This window comes from Gordonia alkaliphila, from assembly GCF_023017165.1.
Lineage (GTDB): Bacteria > Actinomycetota > Actinomycetes > Mycobacteriales > Mycobacteriaceae > Gordonia > Gordonia alkaliphila.
In genome coordinates, this window is the sequence record NZ_JALKBW010000001.1 from 145,828 (window position 1) to 169,352 (window position 23,525).

Here is a 23,525-nt window from a genome sequence, read left to right on the forward strand (position 1 = left end):
TGGCAACCCCGCGTCCGCGCCGCACCAGAAGCAGGCCGCCGACCGAGCGCCCTTCGTCGTCGGGGCCCAGCACATCCACGCAGTGAGTGCGGGCGCGATCGATACGAACCCTCCGCAGCCGATACCTTCGAGCTGCGACCACACCTTCGGGCCGCTTCGGCGAGGACTAGTGAGAATCGATCGCGCCCGCACTCACCGACACGACAGAACCGGACCCGACGACGAGCCCGTTGGCCCTGCGCAGCCGACACCTACGAGCTGCGACCACACCCTCGGGCCGCCTCGGCGAGGACTCGTGAGAATCGATCGCGCCCGCACTCACGGACACGAAGACCAGTGAAGAATCAGGCCCCGACGAGGAGCGGGTTGGACCCATTGAACACAACCCACACCGCCACCGCCGCGGCGATCGCGATGATCAGCCACGCCGCCGAGCCCCAGGCGGGTCGACGCGACCAGCCCCACTGGCGGTCGAACGAGTAGGTACCCGGTCCGCACAGGATGAGCGCGACCGCTGCCGCGGCGAGCACGAACTCGTACTCGACGCCGCCGCCGCCCTGCGAGGTGAAGAACCAGACTCCGCCGGCGAGCGTCATCTTGTAGGCGGTGGCCACCAGGATCACGCCGAGCACGGCGGAGCCGGCGATGGGCGTGATCAGGCCGAGGATGAGGAAGGCGCCGCCGATGGTCTCGGTGAGGCCGCCGAGCAGGGCGAGCGTACGGGTGACGTCGGGATCGAAGCCGAGGTTCGCGTCGGCGCCGGGCGCGGTGTTGGCGAGGAAGGCCGCGAAGCCGTCGATGCCGAAGCCGTCGAGCCACGTCCAGGTGGTGAGTTTCTGGAGGCCGTGCATCACGAACACGATGCCGACGACGACGCGGAGGATCAGCAGACCGAGGTCGGCGGTGCCGCGGCCGACGGGTGCGGTGTCGGCGTCCTGGTCGAGCTCACGGTGCTCGTCGACGACCGGTGCCACCGGCTCGTCCGCGTAGGCGGACGCGGCGGCCGGCACCGCGGTCACGTCGTCCCAGTCGAGGGGCGTGGTGGGCTGCGGCTCGATGTAGGGCAGTGGCTCCTCGGTGAGGTGCTCGGCGGCACGCCGCTTCTGCGCGGCCACGGTTTCGTCGTTGGCGTCGTCCTCGACGTCGACGAACGGCTCGGTCACCACGGTGTCGGAGTCGCTGCGCACGTCGGTGCGGGTGGACCGCACCGCGGCGGTCTCGGTCGTGCCGGTGTCCTCGTCAACGGTGTCCTCGTCGACGGTGTCCTCGTCGACGGTGTCTTTCGCAAAGGTCTTGCCGGCGACGGTCTTGCCATGGCTCGAGCCGGCGACGACCGTGCCGTGGCTCGAGCCTGCGTCGGATGCGCCGTCACCCGCGTCGGGGACGGTCGCGTCGGCAGCGGACTGGATCTGCACGGTGGGCAGGTCGTCGTCGCCGGTGTTGATGATGGTGGTCGCGGGGACGTCGTCGTCGACGACGGGGTCGGCCGCCGGCCGCGACTTCGGTCGCGCATGCTTGTCGTAGAAGGAATCCCGGTCGGGCTGCGGTCGCCGCGCCGGTCGGGCGTCGTCTGAACTACTCACCCATCCGAGGGTAGGTGCGCTCGCGCGGCTGCAGGGGGATCGCCACCCGACGATTTGGTAACGATCGCATAGTGTTGTGTCATGCCCTTGCCGATCCCGGGACTCCCCGCCCGCCGCGCGCTCGCGGTCACCGCGGTGGCGGCGATCACCGTGTTGTCGGCGACCGGCTGCGCCGACTTCAGCGATCAGGAACGCTCGGCCAACGCCGGGAGCTTCACGACGATGCCCGACGGCGGTGGCGGGCCGCAGCAGCCGCCGCCTCCGCCGCCGCCCACCGAGGACGATCAGCCCCCGCCGAGCGGGCCGTGCGTGGACCCCAATCCGGCGGTGATCGCGACCTGCCTGGGCACGACGAGCGGCGTGCGCCCGGCCGATCCGGAGGGCAAGAGCACCTACGTGGCCGAGCGCACCACCGGCAAGATCATCATCTCCCAGCGGTTCGGGCCGCAGCGGACGGTGGCGACGGTGCCGGTCGACGGCGGCGGTGACGGCGGCCTGATCGACTTCGAGTTGTCGCCCACCTATCTGCAGGATCAGATGATCTACGCGCTGATCAGCACCGGTTCGGACAATCGGGTGGTGCGGATCGCGTCGGGCGATTCGGTGAAGCCGATTCTGACCGGCATCCCCAAGGGCGCGACCGGCAACATGGGCTCGATCAGCTTCGTGTCCCCCACCGAGCTGCGGGTGGCGACCGGCAACGCGGGCAATGCGGCAGCGGCTAACAACCCGGGATCGCTGGCCGGCAAGGTGTTCACCATCGACCCGAATCTCAGTGAGCCGCGGCCCAAGATCATCGCCTCCGGTTTCGGATCCAACGTGGCACTGTGCCCGGATCTCGAGAGCGGCAGTCTGTATGTCGCCGACAGCGGCCCGGAGGGCGACCGGCTGCAGCAGGTGGAGGCCGGCGGCGTGCGCACCCTGTGGTCGTGGCCGGAGCGGCCGGGGATCACCGGCTGCGCCGTCGCGGGCGGCGTGATCTCGGTGTCGATGGCCAAGGCGTTCCGCATCGATTCGCTGTCGGCACCGTCGAACGCGAACCCGGCCGTGGGCACTCCGCAGCAGGGCGACGTCAAGGAGCAGTACGGCGCGGTGGGCCGGATGACGTCGTTCGGCCCGGCGATGCAGATCGCCACCATCAACAAGACGGTGTCCGGCGCTCCGCCCACCAGTACCAACGACCGCGTCGCGATCTACACCAGCAGCGGCTCGTCAGCCGACGACAACACCTGACCGGTCTTCGCCGCACCGGCGAACCACGACGGCCCGGTGCCCGCAGACTCTGCGGGTACCGGGTTGTTCGCTGTGCGGTGCCTACTGGCAGGCGGCCAGGACCAGTTCCTTGACGCGGGCCGGGTCGGCCTGACCGCGGGTCGCCTTCATCACGTCGCCGACGATCTTGCCCGCGGCCTGCACCTTGCCGCTGCGGATCTTGTCGGCGATGTCCGGGTTGGCGGCGAGGGCATCGTCGACGGCCTTCTGCAGCGCCGAGTCGTCGCGCACCACTTCGAGGCCGCGCTCGGCGACGATCTGCGCCGGTTCGCCTTCGCCGTCGAGCACGGCGACGACCACCTGCTGGGCGAGCTTGTTGGTGAGCTTGCCCTCGTCGACGAGGCCGATCACCTCGGCGACCTGCGCCGGGGTGATGGCGAGACCGTCGAGTTCGGTGTCGCGGGTGTTGGCCTGCTGTGCCAGGAACGACACCCACCAGCTGCGGGCGGCGTCCGGGCTGGCCCCGGCCTCCGCGGTCGCCATGATCAGTTCCACGGCGCCGACGTTCACCAGGTCGCGCATCACCTCGTCGGAGACGCCCCAGTCGGCCTGGATGCGGGCGCGACGCACCCACGGCAGCTCGGGCAGCGTGCCCCGCAGCTCGTCCACCCAGGCGGGCTCGGAGATCACCGGCGGCATGTCCGGCTCCGGGAAGTAGCGGTAGTCCTCGGCGGTCTCCTTGCGGCGACCGGCGGAGGTGCTGCCGTCGGCCTCGTGGAAGTGCCGGGTCTCCTGGATGATCTCGCCGCCAGCCGCCAGCAGCGCACCCTGGCGACGGATCTCGTAGGTGACGGCCGCTTCGACGCTCTTGAGCGAGTTCACGTTCTTGGTCTCGGTGCGGGTGCCGAATTCGGTGGCGTCCTTGGCCATGAGCGACAAGTTCACGTCGCAGCGCATGGATCCCTGGTCCATCCGGACGTCGGAGACGTCAAGGGCGCGGAGCAGGTCGCGCAGCGCGGTGACGTAGGCGCGGGCCACCTCCGGTGCGCGCTCGCCGGCCCCGGTGATCGGCTTGGAGACGATCTCCACCAGTGGCACGCCGGCGCGGTTGTAGTCGAGCAGCGAGTGGCTGGCGCCGTGGATGCGGCCGGTGCTGCCGCCGACGTGCAGCGACTTCCCGGTGTCCTCCTCCATGTGGGCGCGCTCCACCTCCACCCGCCAGGTGGTGCCGTCGTCGAGCACCACGTCGAGGTAGCCCTCGTAGGCGATGGGCTCGTCGTACTGGCTGATCTGGTAATTCTTCGGCTGGTCCGGGTAGAAGTAGTTCTTCCGCGCGAACACGCTCGACTCGCGGATCGAGCAGTTCAGGGCCAGCCCGATGCGGACGGCCGACTCGATGGCCTTGCTGTTGGCCACCGGCAGCGAGCCGGGCAGGCCGAGGCACGCCGGGCACACCTGCGTGTTGGGGTCACCGCCGAAGGTGGTGGGGCAGCCGCAGAACATCTTCGACGCGGTGCCGAGTTCGACGTGCACCTCCATGCCCATCACGGGATCGAATCGCTGCAGAGCCTCGTCGAAGTCCATCAGGTCGTCGGTAGCCACACTCATGGTCACCATCGTATCTGGGGCCCGATGCGGGGCGTGGCCCGCCAGCCCACTGGAGGTGCGTCAGCCCGCCGACGACGCCGCGGACCCGCCCGCACGTCCCTGCGCGGACGCGATGCCCAGCCACGTGTGTCGGTTTCCGGCCCAGCACCAGCCCACTTTCGGCGCTCCCTTGCGGGCTGCGCCATCGCGGCCGGTGCCTGCGGAGATCCACACCGCCGGGGTGCGTGCGTCGAGCGTGCCGTCGGCTTTGCGGATCCGGGAGCCGATCGCCATGTAGCAGCGGTTGGGCGCCACCACCTGCGGTGTCTGCAGCGCCCAGGTGATCGCTTCGTGCAGCAGCAGCGGGGTGCGACCGGCGGCGAGCAGTTCCGGCAGCGTCTCGTTCGGTGTGCGGTTGGCGTAGTCGTCGCCGCGATCGAGGCCGGTCACCACGTACAGCGGGCCGGTCGGCACCGACACCTCGGGCAGTGGAGCGAAGCGGTCGACGTCGGTCATGTCGACCACCACGAAGCCCTCCTTGGCCCCGTCGACGTCGTGCGCGGGCAGGCGCATCAACGGTGCCAGCGCCGACGGCGGCGCCAGCGTCGGATCGACGACGAGCAGCCGCTCGTCGTCCTCGGGACCGGCCAGTGCGGCGGCGCGGGCCAGGAAGTCGTCGCCGTCGAACCCGGCGCGTTCGGCGACACCGAGCGCGACGAGGCGTCGGGCCTGCTCGAGGACCGGCGGCAGCACGGGCCGATCGGTCATGTCAGCCGAAGAGCGCGCGGGCGCCCTCGTAGAAGTCCAACGGCACCGACTTGATGTGCCCGACGGCCGCTTCGAACGGCACCCGCTCGATCTGGGTGCCGCGCAGCGCCACCATCTGCCCCCACTGGCCGTCGGCGATGACATCGCTGATGGCCTGGCCGAAGCGGGTGCCGAGCACGCGGTCGAACGCGGTGGGCACGCCGCCGCGCTGGATGTAGCCGAGGGTGGTGGCGCGCGTCTGGATGCCGGTGCGCTCCTGGATGAGGGGTGCGAGGACCTCGCCGATGCCACCGAGTCGGGGGCGGTCGAACTCGTCCATACCCTTGACCGAGTGCGGGTCGTCCATCTCCGGCAGGGTGAAGCCCTCGGCCACCATGACCAGCGGGCCGCGGCCGCGTTCAGCGGCGTGGGCGACCCACGTGCAGATCTGCTCGAGCGTCTCGGGCGCCTCCGGGATCAGCGTGACGTGCGCGCCGGCGGCGACGCCGGCGTAGATCGCGATCCAGCCTGCGTGCCGACCCATCACCTCGAGCACCATGCACCGCTGGTGCGAGTCGCCGGTGGTGCGCAGCCGGTCGGCGGCGTCGGTCGCGATCTCCACCGCCGTGCTGAAGCCGAAGGTGTAGTCGGTGGCTTCCAGGTCGTTGTCGATGGTCTTGGGCACGCCGACCATCGGGATGCCGTCCTCGTAGAGGCGGTTGGCCGCGGCCATGGTGCCGTCGCCGCCGATGGCGATGACGCCGTCGATGTCGAGGCGTTCGAGGACCTTCTTGATGTTCTCCGGACCGCCGTCGGGTTCGGAGTACGGCCCGAACCGGCTGGTGCCGAGGATCGTGCCGCCGTTGCGCGAGATGCCGCGCACCGCAAGCCGATTCAGCGGCCGGATGTCGCCGTAGACCAGTCCGCGATAGCCGTCGCGGAAGCCGACGAACTCCTGGCCGTGCACCGTGCTGCCCTGCAGAACCGTCCCGCGGATCACCGCGTTCAATCCCGGGCAGTCACCGCCCGAGGTGAGAATCCCGTACCGAGCCAACGTCCGACCTCCCTGTCACCGCGCCGCCGACCGCCGGCGAATGCTCCCATTCGACCAGAATCCGGCGAGCCCGGCTACCGGACGCTCCGAGCTCAGCCGACGATCGGTCCGCGCGCCGCCTCGTAGGCCGCGCCGACCCGGTACAGCCGGTCGTCGGCCAGGGCGGGCGCCATGATCTGCAGGCCCACCGGCAGGCCGTCGGCCGACGACAGGCCCGACGGCACCGACATGGCGGCGTTGCCCGCGAGGTTCACCGGCAGCGTGCACAGGTCGAACAGGTACATCGACAGCGGATCGTCGACCTTCTCCCCCAGCTTGAACGCCGTCTGCGGGGTGGTCGGCGAGACGAGCACGTCGACGGTCTCGTAGGCCTTGGCGAAGTCCCGCGCGATGAGGGTGCGGACCTTCTGTGCCTGGCCGTAGTAGGCGTCGTAGTAGCCCGAGCTCAGGGCGTAGGTGCCGATCATGATGCGACGCTTCACCTCGGGGCCGAAACCGGCCTCGCGGGACAGCGCCATCACTTCGTCGGCGCTGTGCTTGCCGTCGTCGCCGACGCGCAGGCCGTAGCGCATGGCGTCGAAGCGGGCGAGATTGCTGGAGACCTCCGACGGCAGGATCAGGTAGTAGGCGCCGAGCGCGTACTCGAAGTGCGGGCAGTCCACCTCGACGATGGTCGCGCCCTGCGCACGCAGCACCTCGCACGCCTTCTCGAACGATTCGAGGACGCCGGGCTGGTAGCCCTCGCCCTGCAGCTGCTTCACCACGCCCACGCGCACACCGGTCAGATCGCCGGTGGCGCCGGCGCGGGCCGCACCCACCACGTCGGGCACGGCGACGTCGATCGACGTCGAGTCGCGCGGATCGAATCCGGCGATCACCTCGTGCAGCAGCGCGGTGTCGAGCACGGTGCGGCCGCACGGTCCGCCCTGATCGAGCGACGACGCGCAGGCCACCAGGCCGTAGCGGGAGACGGTGCCGTAGGTCGGCTTCACGCCGACGGTCGCGGTGACCGCGGCGGGCTGGCGGATGGAGCCGCCGGTGTCGGTGCCGATCGCGAGCGGCGCCTGATACGACGCCAGGGCCGCGGCGCTGCCGCCGCCGGAGCCGCCGGGGACGCGCTCGACGTCCCACGGGTTGCGGGTCACCTGGTAGGCGGAGTTCTCGGTGGACGAGCCCATCGCGAACTCGTCCATGTTGGTCTTGCCGAGGATCGGGATGCCGGCGGCGCGCAGCCGCGTGGTCAGCGTCGCGTCGTACGGCGCCGTCCAGTTCTCGAGCACCTTGGAGCCGCAGGTGGTCGGCGCGTCGACGGTGGTGAAGACGTCCTTGAGGGCGATCGGCACACCGGTCAGCGAGGACGTGGCCTCGCCCGCGGCGATCGACTCGTCGGCGGCGCGCGCGGCGGCCAGGGCGGCGTCGGCCCCGACGTGCAGGAACGCGCCCAGCTCCCCGTCGATCTCGGCGATGCGGTCGAGATGGGCCTGGGTCACCTCCACCGACGACAGTTCGCGGTCGGCGATCTTGGCGGCCAGGTCGGCGGCGGACAGGCCGGTGACCTCATTGGCGGTACGCGTGCTCACGGTGGTCATTCCTCCCCGAGGATCTGCGGAACGGCGAAACGGTCCTGCTCGACGGCCGGCGCCCCGGACAGGGCCTCCTCCACGGTCAACCCGGGAACCACGACGTCCTCCCGGACCACGTGGCGCAGGTCCGCCGGGTGGGCGGTCGGCGGAACATCGTCGGCGGCCACCTCGGACACCTGGGCCACGTGGCCCAGGATCGAGTCCAGTTGCGCGGCGTACTGGTCGAGTTCGTCGTCGGTCAGGGCCAGACGCGACAGACGCGCCAGGTGCGCGACCTCGGTCCTGCTGATGGTGGGCTCAGACTGCGATGGCATCGGAGGCTCCTTTCGTACTCGTGCGATGTGTCCAGCCTAGGGCCCGCCCGCACACTCCTGCGCCGCGGCCCTCGCGTCGGTAGCGTGGGCCTATGACTCGCGTCACCGTGCGCCGACTCGCGGCGCCCGCAACCGCGGCGTAACGACGCCGCAACAAGGGTTCGAATAATGGAAGCCGTGTCTTACCTTCTGCGCGTGACCTTGACCGATCGACCCGGCAGCCTCGGGCTGCTCGCGATGGCGCTCGGCACGGTGGGCGCGGACATCCGCTCCCTGGAGGTGATCGAACGCGGCGACGGTTTCGCGGTCGACGACGTCGTGGTGGAGCTGCCCAACGGTTCGCTGCCGGACACGCTGATCACCGCCGCGGAGTCGGTCGAGGGCGTCACCGTGGATTCGCTGCGGCCGTTCGTCGGCAAGCTCGACCTGCACCAGGAACTGGAACTGATCGATGCCGTGGCCGCCGCACGCCGCGACCGGCTGCAGGTCCTCGTCGATCTCGCTCCCCGCAGCCTGCACGTGTCGTGGGCGACGGTGGTGGCCCAGTCCGGCGACGAGCCGGTGCAGCTGGCCGCCAGCGGGGCCGCACCGGAGACGCCGTTGACGCGCGCGGACTGGCTGCCGCTGAGCGAGGCACGCGAACTCGACGCCGACGCCGACTGGGTGCCCGCACCGTGGCAGGAACTCGCGACCACCCTGGCGGCCGCCCCGCTAGGCCGCAGCGGCAAGGCCCTGCTGCTCGGTCGCGTCGGCGGGCCGGCGTTCCGCCCCAGCGAGGTGGCTCGCCTCGGCCACCTCACCGGTATCCTCTCCGGCCTGATCCAGTCGGACTGAGCCCCGCTCCGACCGCGTTGCCGTCTGGTGCAGTCGCCTGGTGACTGCAGCAGACGGCAACAGGCACCGTGCGGTGCGCTTTACGGGGCGCCGGTCTCCAGGAGGCGGGTGAAGGCCTCCTCGTCGAGGATCGGCACGCCGAGCTGCTCGGCCTTGGCCGCCTTGCTGCCCGGGGCGTCGCCGATCACCACGTAGTCGGTCTTCTTCGACACCGAGCCGGAGGCCTTGCCGCCGCGCGCGATGATCGCCTCCTTGGCGCCGTCGCGCGTGTAGTCCACCAGCGAACCGGTCACCACGATGGTCTTGCCCTCCAGCGTGCGGGCGATCGACTCGTCCACCTCGTCGGCCATCGAGACGCCGGCCGCACGCCACTTGGCGACGATCTCCCTGCGCCAGTCGACGTCGAACCAGTCCCGAATGCTGGTGGCCAGGGTCTCCCCGACGCCGTCGACCTGCGCGAGGTCCTCGACACTCGCCGCCTCGATGGCCTCCAGCGAACCGAAGCCGGTGGCCAGTGCGCGAGCGGCGGTGGGTCCGACGTGCCGGATCGACAGCGCCACCAGCACCCGCCACAGCGGGACGTCCTTGGCGGTCTGCAGGTGCTGCAGGAGCCGCTGACCGTTCGCCGAGAGCCCACCGGAGTTGTTGGTGTAGAACGACGTCGCCGCCAGGTCGTCGGCGGTGAGCGCGAACAGGTCTCCCTCGTCCTCGATCACCTTGCCGGTCAGCAGCGCGTTGGCGCCTTCGTAGCCGAGCGCATCGATGTCGAAGGCCCCGCGACCGGCCAGGTGGAACAGCCGCTCGCGCAGCTGCGCCGGGCAGCGATGCGCGTTGGGGCAGCGGATGTCGACGTCGCTCTCCTTCTCCGGCCGCAGCTCGGAGCCGCATTCCGGGCAGTGCGTGGGCATCACGAATTCGCGTTCGGTGCCGTCGCGCAGATCCACCACCGGGCCGAGGACCTCGGGGATCACGTCGCCGGCTTTGCGGATGGTGATGGTGTCACCGATCAGCACGCCCTTGCGCTTGACCTCCGAGGCGTTGTGCAGGGTGGCCCGCGCCACCGTCGACCCGGCCACCAGCACCGGCGTCATGTCCGCCCACGGCGTCACGCGCCCGGTGCGTCCGACGCCGACCTTGATGTCGAGCAGTTCGGTGGTGACCTCCTCCGGCGGGTACTTGTAGGCGATCGCCCAGCGCGGGGCCCGGGACGTGGATCCGAGGCGACGCTGGAGCGCGGTGTCGTCGACCTTCACCACGAGGCCGTCGATCTCATGCTCCACCGAATGCCGGTTCTCGCCCCAGTAGGCCACGGTGTCCGCCACGGCCTGCGCGCCGACCGCCTTGGTGGTGTGCGCGGACACCGGCAGGCCCCACGCGGTCAGCGCCAGGTAGATCTCGTGCAGCGACGTCGGTCGCCAGCCGTCGATCCGGCCCACGCCGTGGCAGATCATGTGCAGGTTGCGTTGCGCGGTGATCTGCGGGTTCTTCTGCCGCAGCGACCCGGCCGCCGAGTTCCGCGGATTCGCGAACGGCGCCTTGCCCGCCTCCACGAGGGAGGCGTTGAGCTTCTGGAAGTCCTCCAGCCGGAAATAGACCTCGCCGCGCACCTCCAGCAGCGCGGGCACCGGGTACTCGTCGGTGGAGGTCAGCACGTGCGGGACGCCGACGATGGTGCGCGCGTTGAGGGTGACGTCCTCACCGGTCCGGCCGTCGCCGCGGGTCACGCCGCGCACCAGTCGGCCGTCCTCGTAGACCAGCGAGAGAGCCACGCCGTCGATCTTGAGCTCGCACAGGAAGTCGATGTCGGCGCCGGCGTCGGCCTCGGTGCGCGAGATCCACGTGCGCAGTTCGTCGGCGTCGAAGACGTTGTCCAGCGACATCATCCGCTCGAGGTGATCGACGGGGGTGAACGCGGTGGAGAAGCCACCGCCGACCAGCTTGGTCGGCGAGTCGGGGACCGCGAGTTCGGGGTGCTCGTCCTCGAGCTTCTGCAGTCGTCGCAGCAGCGCATCGAACTCGGCGTCGGCGATGATCGGCGCGTCGTTGACGTAATAGCGGAACTGGTGGTCACGGATTTCGTCGGCCAGCTCGGCCCACTCCTGCTGCGCATTCTTCTGCTGCGGGTTCGTCACAGCAGAATTCTAGTCGCCCCGCCCGACACGCTCCCGCCGTAGGCTGAGTACCATGCCGCATCCGATCATGTTCGACGACGCCGACCCCGTCCTCGCGCGGGTCCGGGAGATCGCCCTCTCCTTGCCGGAGGCCACCGAGCAGGTCGCGCACGGGCGGCCGACCTTCCGCTGCGGCAAGATGTTCGCGATGTACGGCGGCTCCCGCAAAGGTGCGACGAAGACGCCGCTGCCCACCGCACTGCTGTTCATTCCCGACCCCAGCGAACAGCAGGCCCTCGCGCAGGACGAACGCTTCTTCGTGCCCTCGTACGTGGGGGCCTACGGATGGCTCGGCCTGGAACTGTCCGCCGAGTCGGACTGGACGGAAGTGGCCGAACTCCTCGACGCGAGCTTCCGGCAGATCGCTCCGAAACGCGCCGTCGCCCAGTTGCCGATCAGCTCCGGCGACGCACCACGACCCTGATCGCGAGCGCCACCACGGCCGCCGCGACCAGCAGGGTGAGCACCGCGAGATTGCTGAACGCATCGGCCCACTCGGCCACCTGCGCCTGCCACCGCAGCTGGGTGTCGGCGCCGACCGGGGCGCCGAGTGAGGCGGTGCCCTCGGTGACCCACAGCAGAATGCCGATCGCGATCAGCGCCAGCCCGGAGATCAACGAGGTGCTGTGCAGGGTGAAGCGGCCCACCGTGATCTCCCGCCCGCGGAGTACCCCGCGCACCCGGGGCCCGATGCGCGTCCAGAACGCGGCCAACAGCAGCAGCGGCACGGTCATCCCGGCGGCGTAGGCCACCATCACCGCGGCGCCGTACACCGGCTCACCGCTGACCAGACCCACGGTCAGCACCGCGCCCAGCAGCGGCCCCGAGCAGAAGCCGGCGAAGGCGTAGACCGCGCCGAGGGCGACCGTCGACGCCGGGCCCACCACGCGCACGCTGTCGGCGAGCCCGGAGAGGCGACCGAAGCCGAAACCGCTGCCGACGATCAGCAGCACGCCGAAGACGATCACCGCGATCGCGCCGATCATGGTCACGGTGCCGCGGTGGACGGTGAACAGCGAGCCCAGCGCCGCGGCGCCCGCCCCGATCGGGGCCAGCACGGCGACCAGGCCGAGGAAGAACAGCCCGGTGCGCGAGATCAGCGACTTGGCGCCGTCGTAGGTGAAGGCGAAGAACGACGGCAGGAGCAGCGCCGCACACGGGCTGAGCAGTGCGAGCAGCCCGCCGAGAAACGCTCCGGCCAGACCGATCTGACCCACGTGTCAGCGCCCGCCCAGGTACTGGTCGATGACCACCTCGAAGGTCTCGATCGGACGCACCCCGACGATCGGTTCGCCGTCGATCACGAAGGCGGGCACGCCGATGATGCCGAACTCCTCGGTGGGTGCGGCGTCCGCGGCGATGTCGGCAGCGTACCGATCGCTCAGCGTCTCGCTCCGGAAGCGGTCGAGGTCGGGCACCCCGACGGCCTCGGCGTGCTGGACGAGGACGTCGATGGGCAGGTCGGGGTGTCCGGTCTGCGGCGCGTCGGCGTAGACGTCGGTGGTGAACTCCCAGAACTTGCCCTGCGCCGCGGCCGCCCATCCGGCGCGGGCGGCGAGCTCGGACTCCTTGCCGAAGATCGGTTGATCCCGCCATTCGATTCGCAGTTTTCCGGTGTCGACGTACTTCTCGATCAGCTGCGGTTCGATGTCGCGCGCGTAGGCGGCGCAGAACGGGCAGCGGAAGTCGGAGAAGACCACCATGGTGACCGGCGCGTCCACCTCGCCCAGCGCGCGCGGATCGTCGGCCTGGCGACGGGACAGGTCGCCGAGCGGCCCGAACGTCGCCGGTGCCGCGGATGCGGTGGTCGACGACGCCTGATCCGAGGAGCCGGCGTTCCGGACGACGAGCGCGACGATCAACCCGATCAGTACCAGTACCAGCACCCCGAGGAGCACCAGGTCGCGTCGACGGCGCCGCTGGGGCGCAGACGAGGCGGGAGGTGGGGTCGATTCGGTCGATTCCGTCGGTTCGGCCTGGTCAGTCACACCGCCACCCTGCCGAACGCCCCGGCGCGCCGCAACATCCACAGCACCGGGAGCAGCAGAACGGCGATGACCGCGCCGACATAGCCGACCACGTCGAACCCGAACACCGACATCACCACACCCGCTAACGCCCCGGCCCCGGCCCCGGCGAGCGCGATCAGCACGTCGATGGAGCCCTGCACCGTGGGACGTTCCGGCGCCGACGTGGCGTCCACCACAAGGGCGGTGCCGCTGATCAGTCCGAGGTTCCAGCCGAGTCCGAGCAGGATCAACGCGACCGCCAGCAGCCCCAACGAATCCATCGGGGCCCAGGCCGCCAGCAGCCCGGCCAGCACCAGCAGCACCACCGAGCCGAGCGCCATCGGCCCGCGCCCCACTCGGTCGACGAGCGGACCGGTGACCAGCGACGGCAGGAACATGGCAGCCACGTGCGCGCCGATGATCACCCCGACGGCGGTGAGGCCGTACTCGAGGTCGACCATGTGCACCGGTGTCATCGTCATCACGCCGGTCATCACGATCTGCGCCGTCACCATCACCGCGGCGCCGATGTACAACGCCGAACGCGGCGCGGACGCGCCACCGGCCTCTACCTCGACGGCGTCGTCGTCGGCCGCGCGTGCCGCCACGTCCCGGGCCAGCAGGAACGGGTCGGGGCGCAGCAGGAGATAGAAGATCAGGCCCGCGGCACCGTAGGCCACCGCGGCGAGCAGGAACGGTCCACTCAGTCGCGGCAGGCCGATCGCCTCGGCGAATGCCCCGGTGGGGGTCAGCAGGTTCGGGCCGGCCACCGCGCCCAGCGTGGTGGCCGCCAGCGAGACGCTGATCGCGCGTCCGCGCCGGTCCGGCGCGGCCAGGTCGGTGCCCGCGTAGCGCGCCTGCAGGTTGGTCGCGGTGCCCGAGCCGTACACGAGCAGCGCGGCGAAGAGCAGCGGGATGTTGCCGATCGCAGCCGCGATCACGATGCCCACCGCGCCGAGCGCACCCGCACCGAAGCCGATCGCCAGGCTGATCCGGCGACCCGAACGCTGCGCGATCCGGCCGACGCCGAACGCCGCGGCCGCCGAGCCCAGCGTGAACACGGCGGCGGGCAGCCCCGACAGGGCGTCCGAGCCGAGCATGTCGCGGGCCAGCAGAGCGCCCACCGCCACACCCGCCGACAGACCGGCGCCACCGAGCACCTGGCTGGCGATCACCACCGCGAGGGTGCGCCTCTGGACCTTCGCCAGATCGATCGCCGTCGTCACAGCGTGGCCGCGCCCTCGGCCACGTCGCCGGCCACGGCCAGCGCCCGCGCGGCCCAGTCCGGGCTCGCGCCGGCGAGCCCGCAGACCGGAGTCACCAGCAGTTGATCACGTAAGACGGTGCGCGGTAGGCCGATGCGGTCGACGAGCCCCTGCAGCCGGGCCACCAGGTCGTCGACCAACTCCGTGCGCGACTGTCCCGGATCGGTGGTCGGCACTACCCCCGCCGCCAGCACCCGCCCGCTGTCCAGCAGGGCGCCCAGCCCGTCGTAGTCACGCTCGGTCAGGAGGGTCAGATCCATCGACACCGCGTACGACGGCAGACCGGCGAGCAGGTCCCACCGCGGCTGCGCGCAACTGTGCAGCAGCATCGGTCGCCGCACCTGTGCGGCGAAGGTCTCCAGGCCGGCCTGCAGGTCGGGCACCGGGATCGGCGCGATCGGATCCAGTCGGGTCAGCGGGGTCACGGTGCCGTCGATGACCGCACCGATGGACGGCTCGTCCACCTGCACCACGGTCCGCACGCCGAGTCGTCGTTCCAGGTCCTGCGCCTGCTCGTCCAGTCCGGCCGCCAGCGAGGCCGCGATGTCGCGCACGGCGCCGCCGTCGCGGATCACCTTGTGGCCGCCGCGCAGTTCCACGTGCGCGGCGAAGGTGTACGGACCGCACGCCTGCATCTTCAGCACCTCATGCTCGCCGCCGAGGCCGCTCGTCTCCCAACACTCTTCGACGGCGTCGACGTCCCAGCGCAGGTAGTCGCGGGCCCGCCGGGTCTCGACGGTGGGCGCCGCCGCCAACCGGTAGGTGCGGTGCACGTAGTCCACCGGAACGTCGACGAGCAGACCGGCGGTGCGCCCGATGAGGTCGCCGCCGACCCCGCGGCCGGGCAGTTCCGGCAGATGCGGCAGACCCAGCTCGCCGGTCACGACGGCCGCCGCCTCGCGGGGATCGGTGCCCGGCATGGAACCGATCCCGGTCGCCGTCGCCACGGGGATCCGGGGGGCCGCCGGTACGGAACGCTCGCTCACCACGCCAGCCTAATCTCCTCGGCCGTACCGCACCGCCCTAGGATGAGGCCATGCCCTCGCCCTCGAACTCGCACCTCGGCGAGGCCTTCCGCAGCCTCTACTTCCACCTCTACTCCAACGGGCAGAGCAGTCGCGCCGAGCGCATCGTCGAGGACATGACGCTCGCGCTACTGGTGAAGCTGGCGGCCGAACGCGCCGGCCGCACGCAGGTGTGGCAGTCGGTGCTCGACGGCGCCGACCCGGCGCTGCTGCTCGACCTGGCCCATCACGAGTTCCCCGGTGCCATCGCCCCCGACGAGGCTTTCCACAACGACGACGCGGTGATCCGCGACGCGCTGCGCGCCCTGTCCGACATCGCCCTCGACGATGCGCCCGCGCACATCGTCGGCGACGCCTTCCAGGCCGTCCTCGGGCCGCGTATCCGCGGTGAGAAGGGCCAGTTCTTCACCCCGCGCACCCTGGTGCGGGCCATCGTCACGATGCTCGATCCGGCCGACGGCGAGCGCGTGGTGGATCCGTCCGCCGGTTCCGGCGGCTTCCTCGCCGAGGCCGTGGCCCACGCCGCCGACCGCGGGGCCCGCGTCGAGGTGGTGGGCGCGGACAAGGACTTCGACCTCTACCGCCTGATGACCGCGCTGCTGGCCATGGTGGCCGGCGACGACGGCCGCGCCTTCCACCGCAACTCCCTGGACCCGGCCGCGTGGATCGACGCCGACGGGCGCACCGAGCAGTTCGACGTGGTCGCCACCAATCCGCCGTTCGGCGCCCGGATCGGCGTCACCGACCCGGACCTGCTGCGGCGGTACGACTTCGGGCACGTCTGGACCCGGGACACCGCCGGAGCGTGGACGCAGACCGAGCAGGTGGAGAAGAGCCGCGATCCGCAGATCTTGTTCGTGGAACTGTGCGTGCGGCTGCTGCGGCCGGGCGGCCGGATGGGCATCGTCTTGCCCGAGGGCGTCTTCGGCAACCTGGGCTCCGGCTTCGTGTGGACGTGGCTGCGGCGCCGCGGCACCGTCGACGCCCTCCTCGACTGCCCGCGCACCACCTTCCAACCGGGCACCGACACCAAGACCAACGTGCTGTTCTTCACCAAGAACGACGAGGAGACCCCCACCGCCGACGACGCCGGGGGCGAGGCGACGACGTGGATCGCGGCGGCGCTGCACTGCGGGCACGACCGCCGCGGCAAGTCGGTGACCGCCGACGGCGCGCCGTATCCGGACGACTTCGCCGATCTCGCCGCGGCGTATCCGCACCGCGCCGACGGCACCACGGCCTGGTCGGCGGCGGACCTGACCGGCCACACCTATCTGGTGCCGCGCTACTTCGAGCGCCCCGCCCCGCGCAGCGCCGACGAGCAGGCCCTCCTGGCCGGCGCCGAGTGGGTGACACTCGGGCAGCTGCGCGAGGCCGGCCTGATCCGCGTGCGCAAGGGACGCGAACCGGGGTCGGCGGCCTACGGCACCGGCGACATCCCGTTCATCCGCACCTCCGACCTCAACAATTTCGAGGTGTCCACCGATCCCACCAAATCGGTGAGCGAGGCGGTGTACCGGGAGCATCGCGGGCCGATCGACCTGCGGGTCGGCGACGTGCTGATCGTGGTCGACGGCCGCTACCGGATCGGCGCCGCCGCCATGATCACCGAGCGCAACGTCCGGAGCCTGGTGCAGAGCCACCTGCAGGTGATCTCGGTGAGCCCGGACGCGCCGGACCTGGACCCGTATGCGCTGCTGTTCGCACTGACCCTGCCGTCGGTGCGGCACCGCATCCGCGATCTGGTGTTCGTGCAGAGCACCCTGGGCACCCTGGGAAAGCGCCTCTTCGAGCTGGAGATTCCGCTGCTCGGCGGGCCGGGGCCGTGGACCCCGCGCGTCCAGGAGTTCGCGCGGGTGATCACCGCCCGCGACCGTCTGCTGGGCGAACTCGAGACCGCGACCGCCGGCGAGACCTTCGAACTCTGACCCGGGGCGGGTTCAGGCGGCCGCGGAGATACGACCCGAGCCGAGCACCAGGTCGCCGTGGACCGCGTCCGGCAGGTACAGGACCGCGGCCTGACCGCGGGCGACGCCGCGCAGCGGCTGCCGCAGCGCGATCTCGATGCCGGGGCCGTCGGGGCCGTCGACGGGGGTGGCGACCGCGTCGGCCAGACCGCCGTGGGCGCGCACCTGCACCACGCACTCGACGGGCCCCGCGGGCACCTCGCCGGACGACCAGATCGCCTTGGTGGCGCTGATCGAGTGCACTTCCAGATCCTCGGCGGTGCCGACGGTGACCGTCCCGGTGCCCGGATCGATGGCGGTCACGTAGCGCGGGCTGCCGTCGACGGCGGGTGCCTCGATGCCGAGACCCTTGCGCTGGCCGATGGTGAAACCGTGCACGCCGTCGTGCTCGGCGAGTTGCTCGCCGGACTTCTTGTCGACCACCGCGCCGGGCCGCACGCCGATGCGCGCACCGAGGAAGGCCTTGGTGTCGCCGGTCGGGATGAAGCAGATGTCGTGCGAGTCGGGCTTGTTCGCCACGAGCAGGCCGCGCCGCTCGGCTTCCTCGCGGATCTGCGGCTTCGGGGTGTCCCCGATCGGGAACATGGCCCGGCCCAGCTGACCGTGATCGAGCACCGCGAGCACGTACGACTGATCCTTGTCGGCGTCCACCGCACGACGCAGCTCGCCGTCGTCCAGGCGCGCGTAATGACCGGTGGCCAGCGCGTCGAAGCCCAGGGCGACGGCCCGCTCGGCGAGCGCCGCGAACTTGACCTTCTCGTTGCAGCTCAGGCACGGATTCGGGGTCTCGCCCGCGGCGTAGGCGGCGACGAACTCGTCGATCACGTCCTCTTTGAAGCGGTCGGCGAAGTCCCACACGTAGAACGGGATGCCGAGCATGTCGGCCACGCGGCGCGCATCGTCGGCGTCCTCGCGCGAGCAGCAGCCGCGCGAGCCGGTACGCAGCGCGCCCGGCGCGGTCGACAGCGCCAGGTGCACGCCCACCACGTCGTGGCCGGCCTCCACGGCGCGGGCCGCGGCGACCGACGAGTCGACACCGCCGCTCATCGCGACGAGCACCCTTCGACGGGGCTCAGGGGTCGATTCGGTGTTCGGTTCGAGTTCCGCCATCAGCGCACTCCCATCAATCCGGCCGCGCGAGCGCGGCCCACGGCCTCGGGCAGGACGGCGGCGACGTGGTCGATGTCGGCGACGGTGTTGTCCGGTCCGATCGAGAACCGCAGCGAGCCGCGCGCCGCGGCGCGGTCCAGACCCATCGCGAGCAGCACGTGACTGGCCGAGGCGACGCCCGCCGTGCACGCCGAGCCGGTGGAACACTGGACGCCCTTGGCGTCCAGGAGCATGAGCAGCGAGTCGCCCTCGCAGGAGTCGAAGCTGGCGTGGACCACCCCGGGCAGCCCCTCGGGTCCGGAGTTCACCGCCACCCCGTCGAGGGTGTCGAGCACGGCGAGCAGTCGATCGCGCACCGCGGTCACCGCGGCGGCGTCCTCGTCGCGGTGGTCGACGGCGCGCTGCAGGGCCGCGGCCATGCCTGCCGCGCCGGCCACGTCCTGGGTCCCCGACCGCAGGTCGCGTTCGTGACCGCCGCCGTGCTGCAGTGGCTGCGCGGCGACGTCGCGGCCCAGCACCAGCGCACCGCCGCCCTGCGGGCCGCCGAACTTGTGGGCGGCCAGGCTCAGCGCGGACAGCCCGCTCGCGGCGAAATCGACGGGCACGTGGCCCACTGCGGCCACCGCATCCGAATGCATCGGCACCCCGTGTTCACGCGCCGCCGCCGCGAGTTCGGCGATCGGCTGCAGGCAGCCCACCTCGTTGTTGGCCCACATCACCGAGATCAGCGCGACCTCGTCGGCGTGCTCGGCGAGTTCGGCGCGCAGGTCCTCCGGATCCACCCGGCCGTGCGCGTCGACCGGCAGGATCACCAGTTCGGCGTCCTCGTGGTCGGCCAGCCACTGGGCCGGGTCGAGCACCGCGTGGTGTTCCACGGCGGAGATCACCAGGCGGCGTCGTCGCTCGTCCTGCGCACGACGGGCTCGATAGATGCCCTTCACGGCGAGGTTGTCCGACTCGGTACCGCCCGCGGTGAAGATCACCTCGGACGGGCGCGCGCCGATGCAGCGGGCGATCGTCTCTCGGGACTCCTCCAGGAGGCGTCGGGCCCGACGACCGGCGTCGTGGAGTGACATCGGGTTACCCGGTCGACTCCAGGCATCGCTCATCGCCGCGAGTGCTTGGGGCACCAGCGCGGTGGAGGCGGCGTTGTCGAGATACACGGACATGATCGCCGTCCAGAATAGCCGCGGGTGGCCTTCCCGGCCCAATGCCGACGACCAGGTCACTCCGGCGCAGCGGCACTGCCCACGCCCGTGGTGCTCGCTCCGGACGGATCAGGTCGCCGCAGCGCGTCGCCAGGGCTCGACGATCCCCGGCCGGCAGTTGCAGCGGGTGCACCGTCACCGCGACGACGAGGCCGCGGGCGCTCAGTACTCGGCGCAACGTGTCGACCACCGAGTCCTCCCCCAGATATCCGGGCGCCACAGCGGTCGTGCCCGCCCGGTGATAGCGGAGGGCGATCGGCAGCACCGGCACGCCCGCGTCGATCGCGCTCTGAAAGAAGGCCGACCGGAACGCGCCCGCGGCGATGCCGCAGCGGGTGGTGCCCTCCGGAAAGACCACCACGGGGCGACCCCGGTCGAGGATGCGGGCCACGCGACGCACATCGGACCGCAGTTCGCGCAGCAGACCTCGCCGGTGCGGCAGCACGCCGAAGCAGCGCAGCAGCGGGGTGAGGGCACCCATCGCCAGCACCTCGCGTTTGGCCACGAAACGGGCGGGCGCCACCGCGGCGACCGCGAAGACGTCGAGGAACGAGATGTGGTTGGCCACCACCAGCGCCCCGCGCACCGTGCGCGCACCGCGCGGCCGCAGGTCAGTCACCGTCAGTCGCAGCCCCACTGCCCGCAGGCACCAGCGCGCGGCGCGGCGCCAGTAGCCGCTTCGGACGCGCCGCGGCAACGCAGCGGTGAGCAGCCCGACGGGCAGCAGTATCAGTCCGGCCAGCACCAGTGCCAACACGCGGCCCGCCACCCGCACCGCGCCCACCCGATCCCGCTCGGGCGGGACGCACTGGGGCCCGCACCCGCTGACCGGAACCCACGGATCCGTCGTCTGCGCCGCTTGGGCCACCGGGGCCGCGGCCACCGTCAGCGCTGCCCGTCCGCGGCCGCGGCGGGTCCGGACAGCCGAGCGAGCGCACCGCGCATACGCGTGAGGTAGCGGTCGTCGCCCTCCTCCCGGTCGATCACCGTGAGGAAATCGCCGACGTCGAAGACCTCGTCGAAGGCGGGCTCGCCGCAGACCCGCGCACCGAGTCGGAGGTAGCCCCGCAGCAGCGGCGGGAGCACCGGCTTGGCCACTGCGGGCAGGTCGTCCAGGCGCGCGCCGTCGACCTCCACGTGCCGGTACGGAAACGCCTGCCACCGCGCGCTGTAGCGATCGCGCACCACGTCGCGAATGCCGCGCAGGTCCCGCCCGCGCCCGGCCTCGGCGTCGACCGGCACCGAGACGCACCCCATCAGATAGCGGTAGCCGCCGTCCTCGAGGTAACCCAGCACCGCGGTCCACAGCAGTCCGGTCACCGCGCCGCTGCGGTGCGCCGGGTGCACCACCGCGCGCCCCATCTCCACCGTCTCCGGCGCGATCGAGGCGAGTTCACTCAGGTCGAACTCCCCCGCGGAGTACCACCCGCCGGCGGCGATCGCCCGCGCCGGCGGCAGGACCCGCGCGCAGCCGGCCACCTGGCCGGTCGGCAGGTGCCGGATCAGCAGGTGATCACAGAAGTCGTCGAACCGGTCGGCGTCCAGGGCGGTGGCGACGTCGCCAATCGCATCGGAGTAGCCGGGCTCGGCGCGGAAGGTCGCGTACCGCAGGCGCTGCGCGGCGCGGATGTCAGCGGGGTGTCCGGTCACGACGACGTCGTACTCGCCGGCGACGAACAGCGTCCGGCGTACGGCCGATTCGGACAGTGGGCTGTGGATCGGAAGAACCGTCATGCCTCGCAGTGAAACAACCCGGATCGACGACTCGGCAGCCGTCCGGCGACGCCCACCCGGCCACTCGGTGAACGACGGCAATCACGGTCGCGCACAAGGGAAATCGCGTCCGCTGAGCGTTGTGCCAGGCCTGCCCGGCCGGCCTGCCATCGATCCGTCGGCCCGGCCGCAGAAGCGAAAAAGCCACTGCCCCGCAGCTCACACGGAGCTGCGGGGCAGTGGCTGTCGACGCGGGAGACGCCGACACTCACGCGAGCGTCGGCGTCACCGCATCACTTACGAGCGTTGATCGCCTCGGTCAGCTGCGGGGCGACGTCGAACAGGTCGCCGACCACACCGAAGTCGCTGATCTCGAAGATCGGGGCCTCTTCGTCCTTGTTGACGGCCACGATGGTCTTCGAGGTCTGCATGCCGGCGCGGTGCTGGATGGCGCCGGAGATGCCCAGCGCGATGTACAGCTGCGGCGAGACGGTCTTGCCGGTCTGACCCACCTGGAACTGGCCCGGGTAGTAACCGGAGTCGACAGCCGCACGCGAAGCGCCCACGGCAGCGCCGAGCGCGTCCGCGAGCTCCTCGACCACGGAGAACTTCTCCGCCGAGCCGACGCCGCGGCCACCGGACACGACGACCGAGGCCTCGGTCAGCTCGGGGCGGTCGCCGCCCACGTTCGGCGCGAAGCCGGTCACCTTGACGGCGTTCTCGGCCTGCTCGGGCACGGCCACGTCGACGCGGGTGCCCGCGCCGGCCGCCGGAGCGGCCTCGATGGCGCCCGGACGGACGCTGATCACCGCGGTGTCGCCACCGGCGGCGGCGTCGACGGTGAACGCACCGCCGCGCACGGACAGCACACCGGTGCCGCCCGCGCCGACCTCGATGACGTCGACCAGCAGACCGGAGCCCAGGCGCACGGCCAGACGTCCGGCCACCTCCTTGCCCTCGGCGTTGGCAGCGATCAGCACCGCGGCGGGGGTGTTCTCCTCGGCGAGCGCCGCGAGGACGTCGACCTTGGGGCTCACCAGGTAGTTGGCGACGTCGTCGGACTCGGCGACGTAGACCTTCTCGGCGCCGGCCTCGGCCAGGGCGCCCAGGACGCCGTCGGCCTTGCCCGGGGCGTCGATGACGACGGCGGCGGGCTCGCCCAGTGCGCGGGCAGCGGTGAGAAGTTCGTTGGTGACCTTCTTCAGCCCACCCTCGGGATCCTGCTCAACGAGCACGAGTACTTCAGCCATGTTCTCTCTCCTGAATGTCTTTGCTTGTCGGGGTGGGGGCGATCAGATGATCTTCTGGCCGACCAGGTACTCGGCGACCTTGGTGCCGCCGTCGCCCTCGTCGGTGATGCGCTCGCCCGCAGCACGCGGGGGCTTCGGGGTCACACCGGTGACGCTGCTGCCCGCGTTGGCCACGCCCATGACGCCGTCTTCGATGCCGAGCTCGGCAGCGGTGAGGACCTCGGGGGTCTTCTTCTTGGCGGCCATGATGCCCTTGAACGACGGGAAGCGCGGGTCGTTGATCTTCTCGTTCACCGAGACGATCGCCGGCAGGGAGGCCTCGACGTTGAAGATGCCGTCGTCGGTCTCACGCTCGCCGCGCAGTGCCTCGCCGTCGACCTCCAGCTTGCGCAGGTGGGTCAGGTGCGGCAGGTCCAGGTACTCGGCGATCATCGCCGGGACCGCACCGGCGCGGCCGTCCGAGGACTCGTTGCCGGCGATGACCAGCTCGACGCCCTCGACGGTGCCCAGGGCGGTGGCGAGCAGGTAGGCGGTCTGCACCGCGTCGCTGCCGTGCACGGCGTCGTCCTGAATGTGAATTGCCTTGTCGGCGCCCATCGAGAGCGCCTTGCGGATCGCGTCGGCCGCCTGTGCGGGGCCGGCGCACAGCACCGTGACCTCACCGCCGTTGGCTTCCTTGATCTGCAGCGCGGCTTCGACGGCCCGCTCGTTGATCTCGTCGATGATGCCGTCGACAGCAGCGCGGTCGAGGGTGTAATCGTCGGCGGAGAGCGTCCACTCGGCCGTGTAGTCCGGCACGTGCTTGATGAGCACAACAACGTTCGTCATGGGTCTTCGTCGACCTCCTGCGTAGGTTTCGGCAACTTACCGGCCGGTAAGGCCATGGGTCATCG

21 protein-coding genes are annotated in these 23,525 nt (G+C 71.2%); 4 read left to right on the forward strand and 17 right to left on the reverse strand.

Annotated elements, in window-relative coordinates; all coding sequences use genetic code 11:
* Nucleotides 1–344 precede the first annotated feature (344 nt).
* Nucleotides 345–1,583 (reverse strand): DoxX family protein, encoded by a 1,239-nt coding sequence (locus tag MUG78_RS18215; RefSeq protein WP_246991288.1) that lies wholly within the window; start codon nucleotides 1,581–1,583, stop codon nucleotides 345–347.
* 81 nt (nucleotides 1,584–1,664) lie between these two features.
* On the opposite strand from MUG78_RS18215, the gene MUG78_RS00720 reads away from it, so the two are divergent.
* Nucleotides 1,665–2,816: a PQQ-dependent sugar dehydrogenase gene (locus MUG78_RS00720; protein ID WP_246991290.1), complete on the forward strand. Its 1,152-nt coding sequence runs from the start codon at nucleotides 1,665–1,667 to the stop codon at nucleotides 2,814–2,816.
* 81 nt (nucleotides 2,817–2,897) lie between these two features.
* Here the strand turns inward: MUG78_RS00720 and gatB are convergent, their stop codons facing one another.
* The 5 genes from gatB to gatC all read right to left on the reverse strand — a co-directional run bounded on the left by gatB (nucleotide 2,898) and on the right by gatC (nucleotide 8,080).
* Complete coding sequence (gene gatB, locus MUG78_RS00725; RefSeq protein WP_246991292.1) at nucleotides 2,898–4,403, reverse strand: Asp-tRNA(Asn)/Glu-tRNA(Gln) amidotransferase subunit GatB; 1,506 nt, start codon at nucleotides 4,401–4,403, stop codon at nucleotides 2,898–2,900.
* A 60-nt stretch (nucleotides 4,404–4,463) separates the two neighbouring features.
* A complete protein-coding gene (locus MUG78_RS00730) occupies nucleotides 4,464–5,150 on the reverse strand; it encodes a DUF5701 family protein (RefSeq protein ID WP_246991294.1) in 687 nt (228 codons plus the stop codon).
* Nucleotide 5,151: 1 nt separating this feature from the next.
* Nucleotides 5,152–6,183, reverse strand: a complete 1,032-nt coding sequence (locus MUG78_RS00735) for an ATP-dependent 6-phosphofructokinase (protein ID WP_246991296.1) — start codon at nucleotides 6,181–6,183, stop codon at nucleotides 5,152–5,154.
* A gap of 92 nt (nucleotides 6,184–6,275) precedes the next feature.
* Nucleotides 6,276–7,772, reverse strand: coding sequence for an Asp-tRNA(Asn)/Glu-tRNA(Gln) amidotransferase subunit GatA (gatA, locus tag MUG78_RS00740; RefSeq protein ID WP_246991298.1), 1,497 nt, complete (start codon nucleotides 7,770–7,772; stop codon nucleotides 6,276–6,278).
* Nucleotides 7,769–8,080 carry an Asp-tRNA(Asn)/Glu-tRNA(Gln) amidotransferase subunit GatC gene (gene gatC / locus MUG78_RS00745; protein ID WP_246991300.1) on the reverse strand — a complete coding sequence of 104 codons (312 nt, stop codon included), beginning with the start codon at nucleotides 8,078–8,080 and terminating at the stop codon, nucleotides 7,769–7,771. The genes gatA and gatC overlap by 4 nt, the downstream gene beginning before the upstream one ends.
* Before the next feature lie 168 nt (nucleotides 8,081–8,248).
* Here gatC and MUG78_RS00750 point away from each other — a divergent pair, with 168 nt between their 5' ends.
* A complete protein-coding gene (locus MUG78_RS00750) occupies nucleotides 8,249–8,914 on the forward strand; it encodes an ACT domain-containing protein (RefSeq protein ID WP_246991302.1) in 666 nt (221 codons plus the stop codon).
* Between the two features lie 80 nt (nucleotides 8,915–8,994).
* On the opposite strand, the gene ligA is transcribed toward MUG78_RS00750, so the two are convergent.
* Entirely contained in the window at nucleotides 8,995–11,046 is a 2,052-nt protein-coding gene (gene ligA / locus MUG78_RS00755) for an NAD-dependent DNA ligase LigA (RefSeq protein ID WP_246991304.1), read from the reverse strand.
* A gap of 52 nt (nucleotides 11,047–11,098) precedes the next feature.
* Here ligA and MUG78_RS00760 point away from each other — a divergent pair, with 52 nt between their 5' ends.
* Nucleotides 11,099–11,509 carry an MmcQ/YjbR family DNA-binding protein gene (locus tag MUG78_RS00760; protein WP_246991306.1) on the forward strand — a complete coding sequence of 137 codons (411 nt, stop codon included), beginning with the start codon at nucleotides 11,099–11,101 and terminating at the stop codon, nucleotides 11,507–11,509.
* On the opposite strand, the gene MUG78_RS00765 is transcribed toward MUG78_RS00760, so the two are convergent.
* The 4 genes from MUG78_RS00765 to MUG78_RS00780 are packed head-to-tail and all read right to left on the reverse strand — an operon-like array spanning nucleotide 11,481 to nucleotide 15,345.
* Nucleotides 11,481–12,302, reverse strand: coding sequence for a cytochrome c biogenesis CcdA family protein (locus MUG78_RS00765; protein WP_246991308.1), 822 nt, complete (start codon nucleotides 12,300–12,302; stop codon nucleotides 11,481–11,483). The genes MUG78_RS00760 and MUG78_RS00765 overlap by 29 nt on opposite strands.
* A gap of 3 nt (nucleotides 12,303–12,305) precedes the next feature.
* Entirely contained in the window at nucleotides 12,306–13,073 is a 768-nt protein-coding gene (locus tag MUG78_RS00770) for a DsbA family protein (protein WP_246991310.1), read from the reverse strand.
* Nucleotides 13,070–14,320 (reverse strand): MFS transporter, encoded by a 1,251-nt coding sequence (locus MUG78_RS00775; RefSeq protein ID WP_246991311.1) that lies wholly within the window; start codon nucleotides 14,318–14,320, stop codon nucleotides 13,070–13,072. Before MUG78_RS00775 ends, MUG78_RS00770 begins: the two co-directional genes overlap by 4 nt.
* A complete protein-coding gene (locus tag MUG78_RS00780) occupies nucleotides 14,317–15,345 on the reverse strand; it encodes a uroporphyrinogen decarboxylase/cobalamine-independent methonine synthase family protein (RefSeq protein WP_308221315.1) in 1,029 nt (342 codons plus the stop codon). The genes MUG78_RS00775 and MUG78_RS00780 overlap by 4 nt, the downstream gene beginning before the upstream one ends.
* Before the next feature lie 50 nt (nucleotides 15,346–15,395).
* On the opposite strand from MUG78_RS00780, the gene MUG78_RS00785 reads away from it, so the two are divergent.
* On the forward strand, nucleotides 15,396–17,312 hold the full coding sequence (locus tag MUG78_RS00785; RefSeq protein ID WP_246991313.1) for an N-6 DNA methylase: 1,917 nt from the start codon (nucleotides 15,396–15,398) through the stop codon (nucleotides 17,310–17,312).
* A gap of 12 nt (nucleotides 17,313–17,324) precedes the next feature.
* On the opposite strand, the gene mnmA is transcribed toward MUG78_RS00785, so the two are convergent.
* The 6 genes from mnmA to MUG78_RS00815 all read right to left on the reverse strand — a co-directional run bounded on the left by mnmA (nucleotide 17,325) and on the right by MUG78_RS00815 (nucleotide 23,460).
* Nucleotides 17,325–18,461 carry a tRNA 2-thiouridine(34) synthase MnmA gene (gene mnmA / locus MUG78_RS00790; protein WP_281499758.1) on the reverse strand — a complete coding sequence of 379 codons (1,137 nt, stop codon included), beginning with the start codon at nucleotides 18,459–18,461 and terminating at the stop codon, nucleotides 17,325–17,327.
* The gene (locus tag MUG78_RS00795; protein WP_246991315.1) at nucleotides 18,461–19,630 is read right to left on the reverse strand and encodes a cysteine desulfurase family protein; all 1,170 of its coding nucleotides are present in this window, start codon (nucleotides 19,628–19,630) and stop codon (nucleotides 18,461–18,463) included. The genes mnmA and MUG78_RS00795 overlap by 1 nt, the downstream gene beginning before the upstream one ends.
* On the reverse strand, nucleotides 19,542–20,552 hold the full coding sequence (locus MUG78_RS00800) for a lysophospholipid acyltransferase family protein (RefSeq protein WP_246991316.1): 1,011 nt from the start codon (nucleotides 20,550–20,552) through the stop codon (nucleotides 19,542–19,544). The genes MUG78_RS00795 and MUG78_RS00800 overlap by 89 nt, the downstream gene beginning before the upstream one ends.
* Nucleotides 20,553–20,554: 2 nt before the next feature.
* Nucleotides 20,555–21,403 carry a GNAT family N-acetyltransferase gene (locus MUG78_RS00805; RefSeq protein ID WP_246991317.1) on the reverse strand — a complete coding sequence of 283 codons (849 nt, stop codon included), beginning with the start codon at nucleotides 21,401–21,403 and terminating at the stop codon, nucleotides 20,555–20,557.
* Between the two features lie 272 nt (nucleotides 21,404–21,675).
* Complete coding sequence (locus tag MUG78_RS00810) at nucleotides 21,676–22,632, reverse strand: electron transfer flavoprotein subunit alpha/FixB family protein (protein WP_246991318.1); 957 nt, start codon at nucleotides 22,630–22,632, stop codon at nucleotides 21,676–21,678.
* A 42-nt stretch (nucleotides 22,633–22,674) separates the two neighbouring features.
* Nucleotides 22,675–23,460, reverse strand: coding sequence for an electron transfer flavoprotein subunit beta/FixA family protein (locus MUG78_RS00815; RefSeq protein ID WP_246991319.1), 786 nt, complete (start codon nucleotides 23,458–23,460; stop codon nucleotides 22,675–22,677).
* Nucleotides 23,461–23,525: the final 65 nt, after the last annotated feature.

Excerpts from the sequence above, each read along its gene's own strand:
- MUG78_RS00720 (WP_246991290.1), top strand. The coding sequence starts at position 1,665 with ATGCCCTTGCCGATCCCGGGACTCCCCGCCCGCCGCGCGCTCGCGGTC.
- gatB (WP_246991292.1), bottom strand. The coding sequence starts at position 4,403 with ATGAGTGTGGCTACCGACGACCTGATGGACTTCGACGAGGCTCTGCAG.
- MUG78_RS00730 (WP_246991294.1), bottom strand. The coding sequence starts at position 5,150 with ATGACCGATCGGCCCGTGCTGCCGCCGGTCCTCGAGCAGGCCCGACGC.
- gatA (WP_246991298.1), bottom strand. The coding sequence starts at position 7,772 with ATGACCACCGTGAGCACGCGTACCGCCAATGAGGTCACCGGCCTGTCC.
- gatC (WP_246991300.1), bottom strand. The coding sequence starts at position 8,080 with ATGCCATCGCAGTCTGAGCCCACCATCAGCAGGACCGAGGTCGCGCAC.
- MUG78_RS00750 (WP_246991302.1), top strand. The coding sequence starts at position 8,249 with ATGGAAGCCGTGTCTTACCTTCTGCGCGTGACCTTGACCGATCGACCC.
- MUG78_RS00760 (WP_246991306.1), top strand. The coding sequence starts at position 11,099 with ATGCCGCATCCGATCATGTTCGACGACGCCGACCCCGTCCTCGCGCGG.
- MUG78_RS00785 (WP_246991313.1), top strand. The coding sequence starts at position 15,396 with ATGCCCTCGCCCTCGAACTCGCACCTCGGCGAGGCCTTCCGCAGCCTC.
- mnmA (WP_281499758.1), bottom strand. The coding sequence starts at position 18,461 with ATGGCGGAACTCGAACCGAACACCGAATCGACCCCTGAGCCCCGTCGA.
- MUG78_RS00795 (WP_246991315.1), bottom strand. The coding sequence starts at position 19,630 with ATGTCCGTGTATCTCGACAACGCCGCCTCCACCGCGCTGGTGCCCCAA.
- MUG78_RS00805 (WP_246991317.1), bottom strand. The coding sequence starts at position 21,403 with ATGACGGTTCTTCCGATCCACAGCCCACTGTCCGAATCGGCCGTACGC.
- MUG78_RS00810 (WP_246991318.1), bottom strand. The coding sequence starts at position 22,632 with ATGGCTGAAGTACTCGTGCTCGTTGAGCAGGATCCCGAGGGTGGGCTG.
- MUG78_RS00815 (WP_246991319.1), bottom strand. The coding sequence starts at position 23,460 with ATGACGAACGTTGTTGTGCTCATCAAGCACGTGCCGGACTACACGGCC.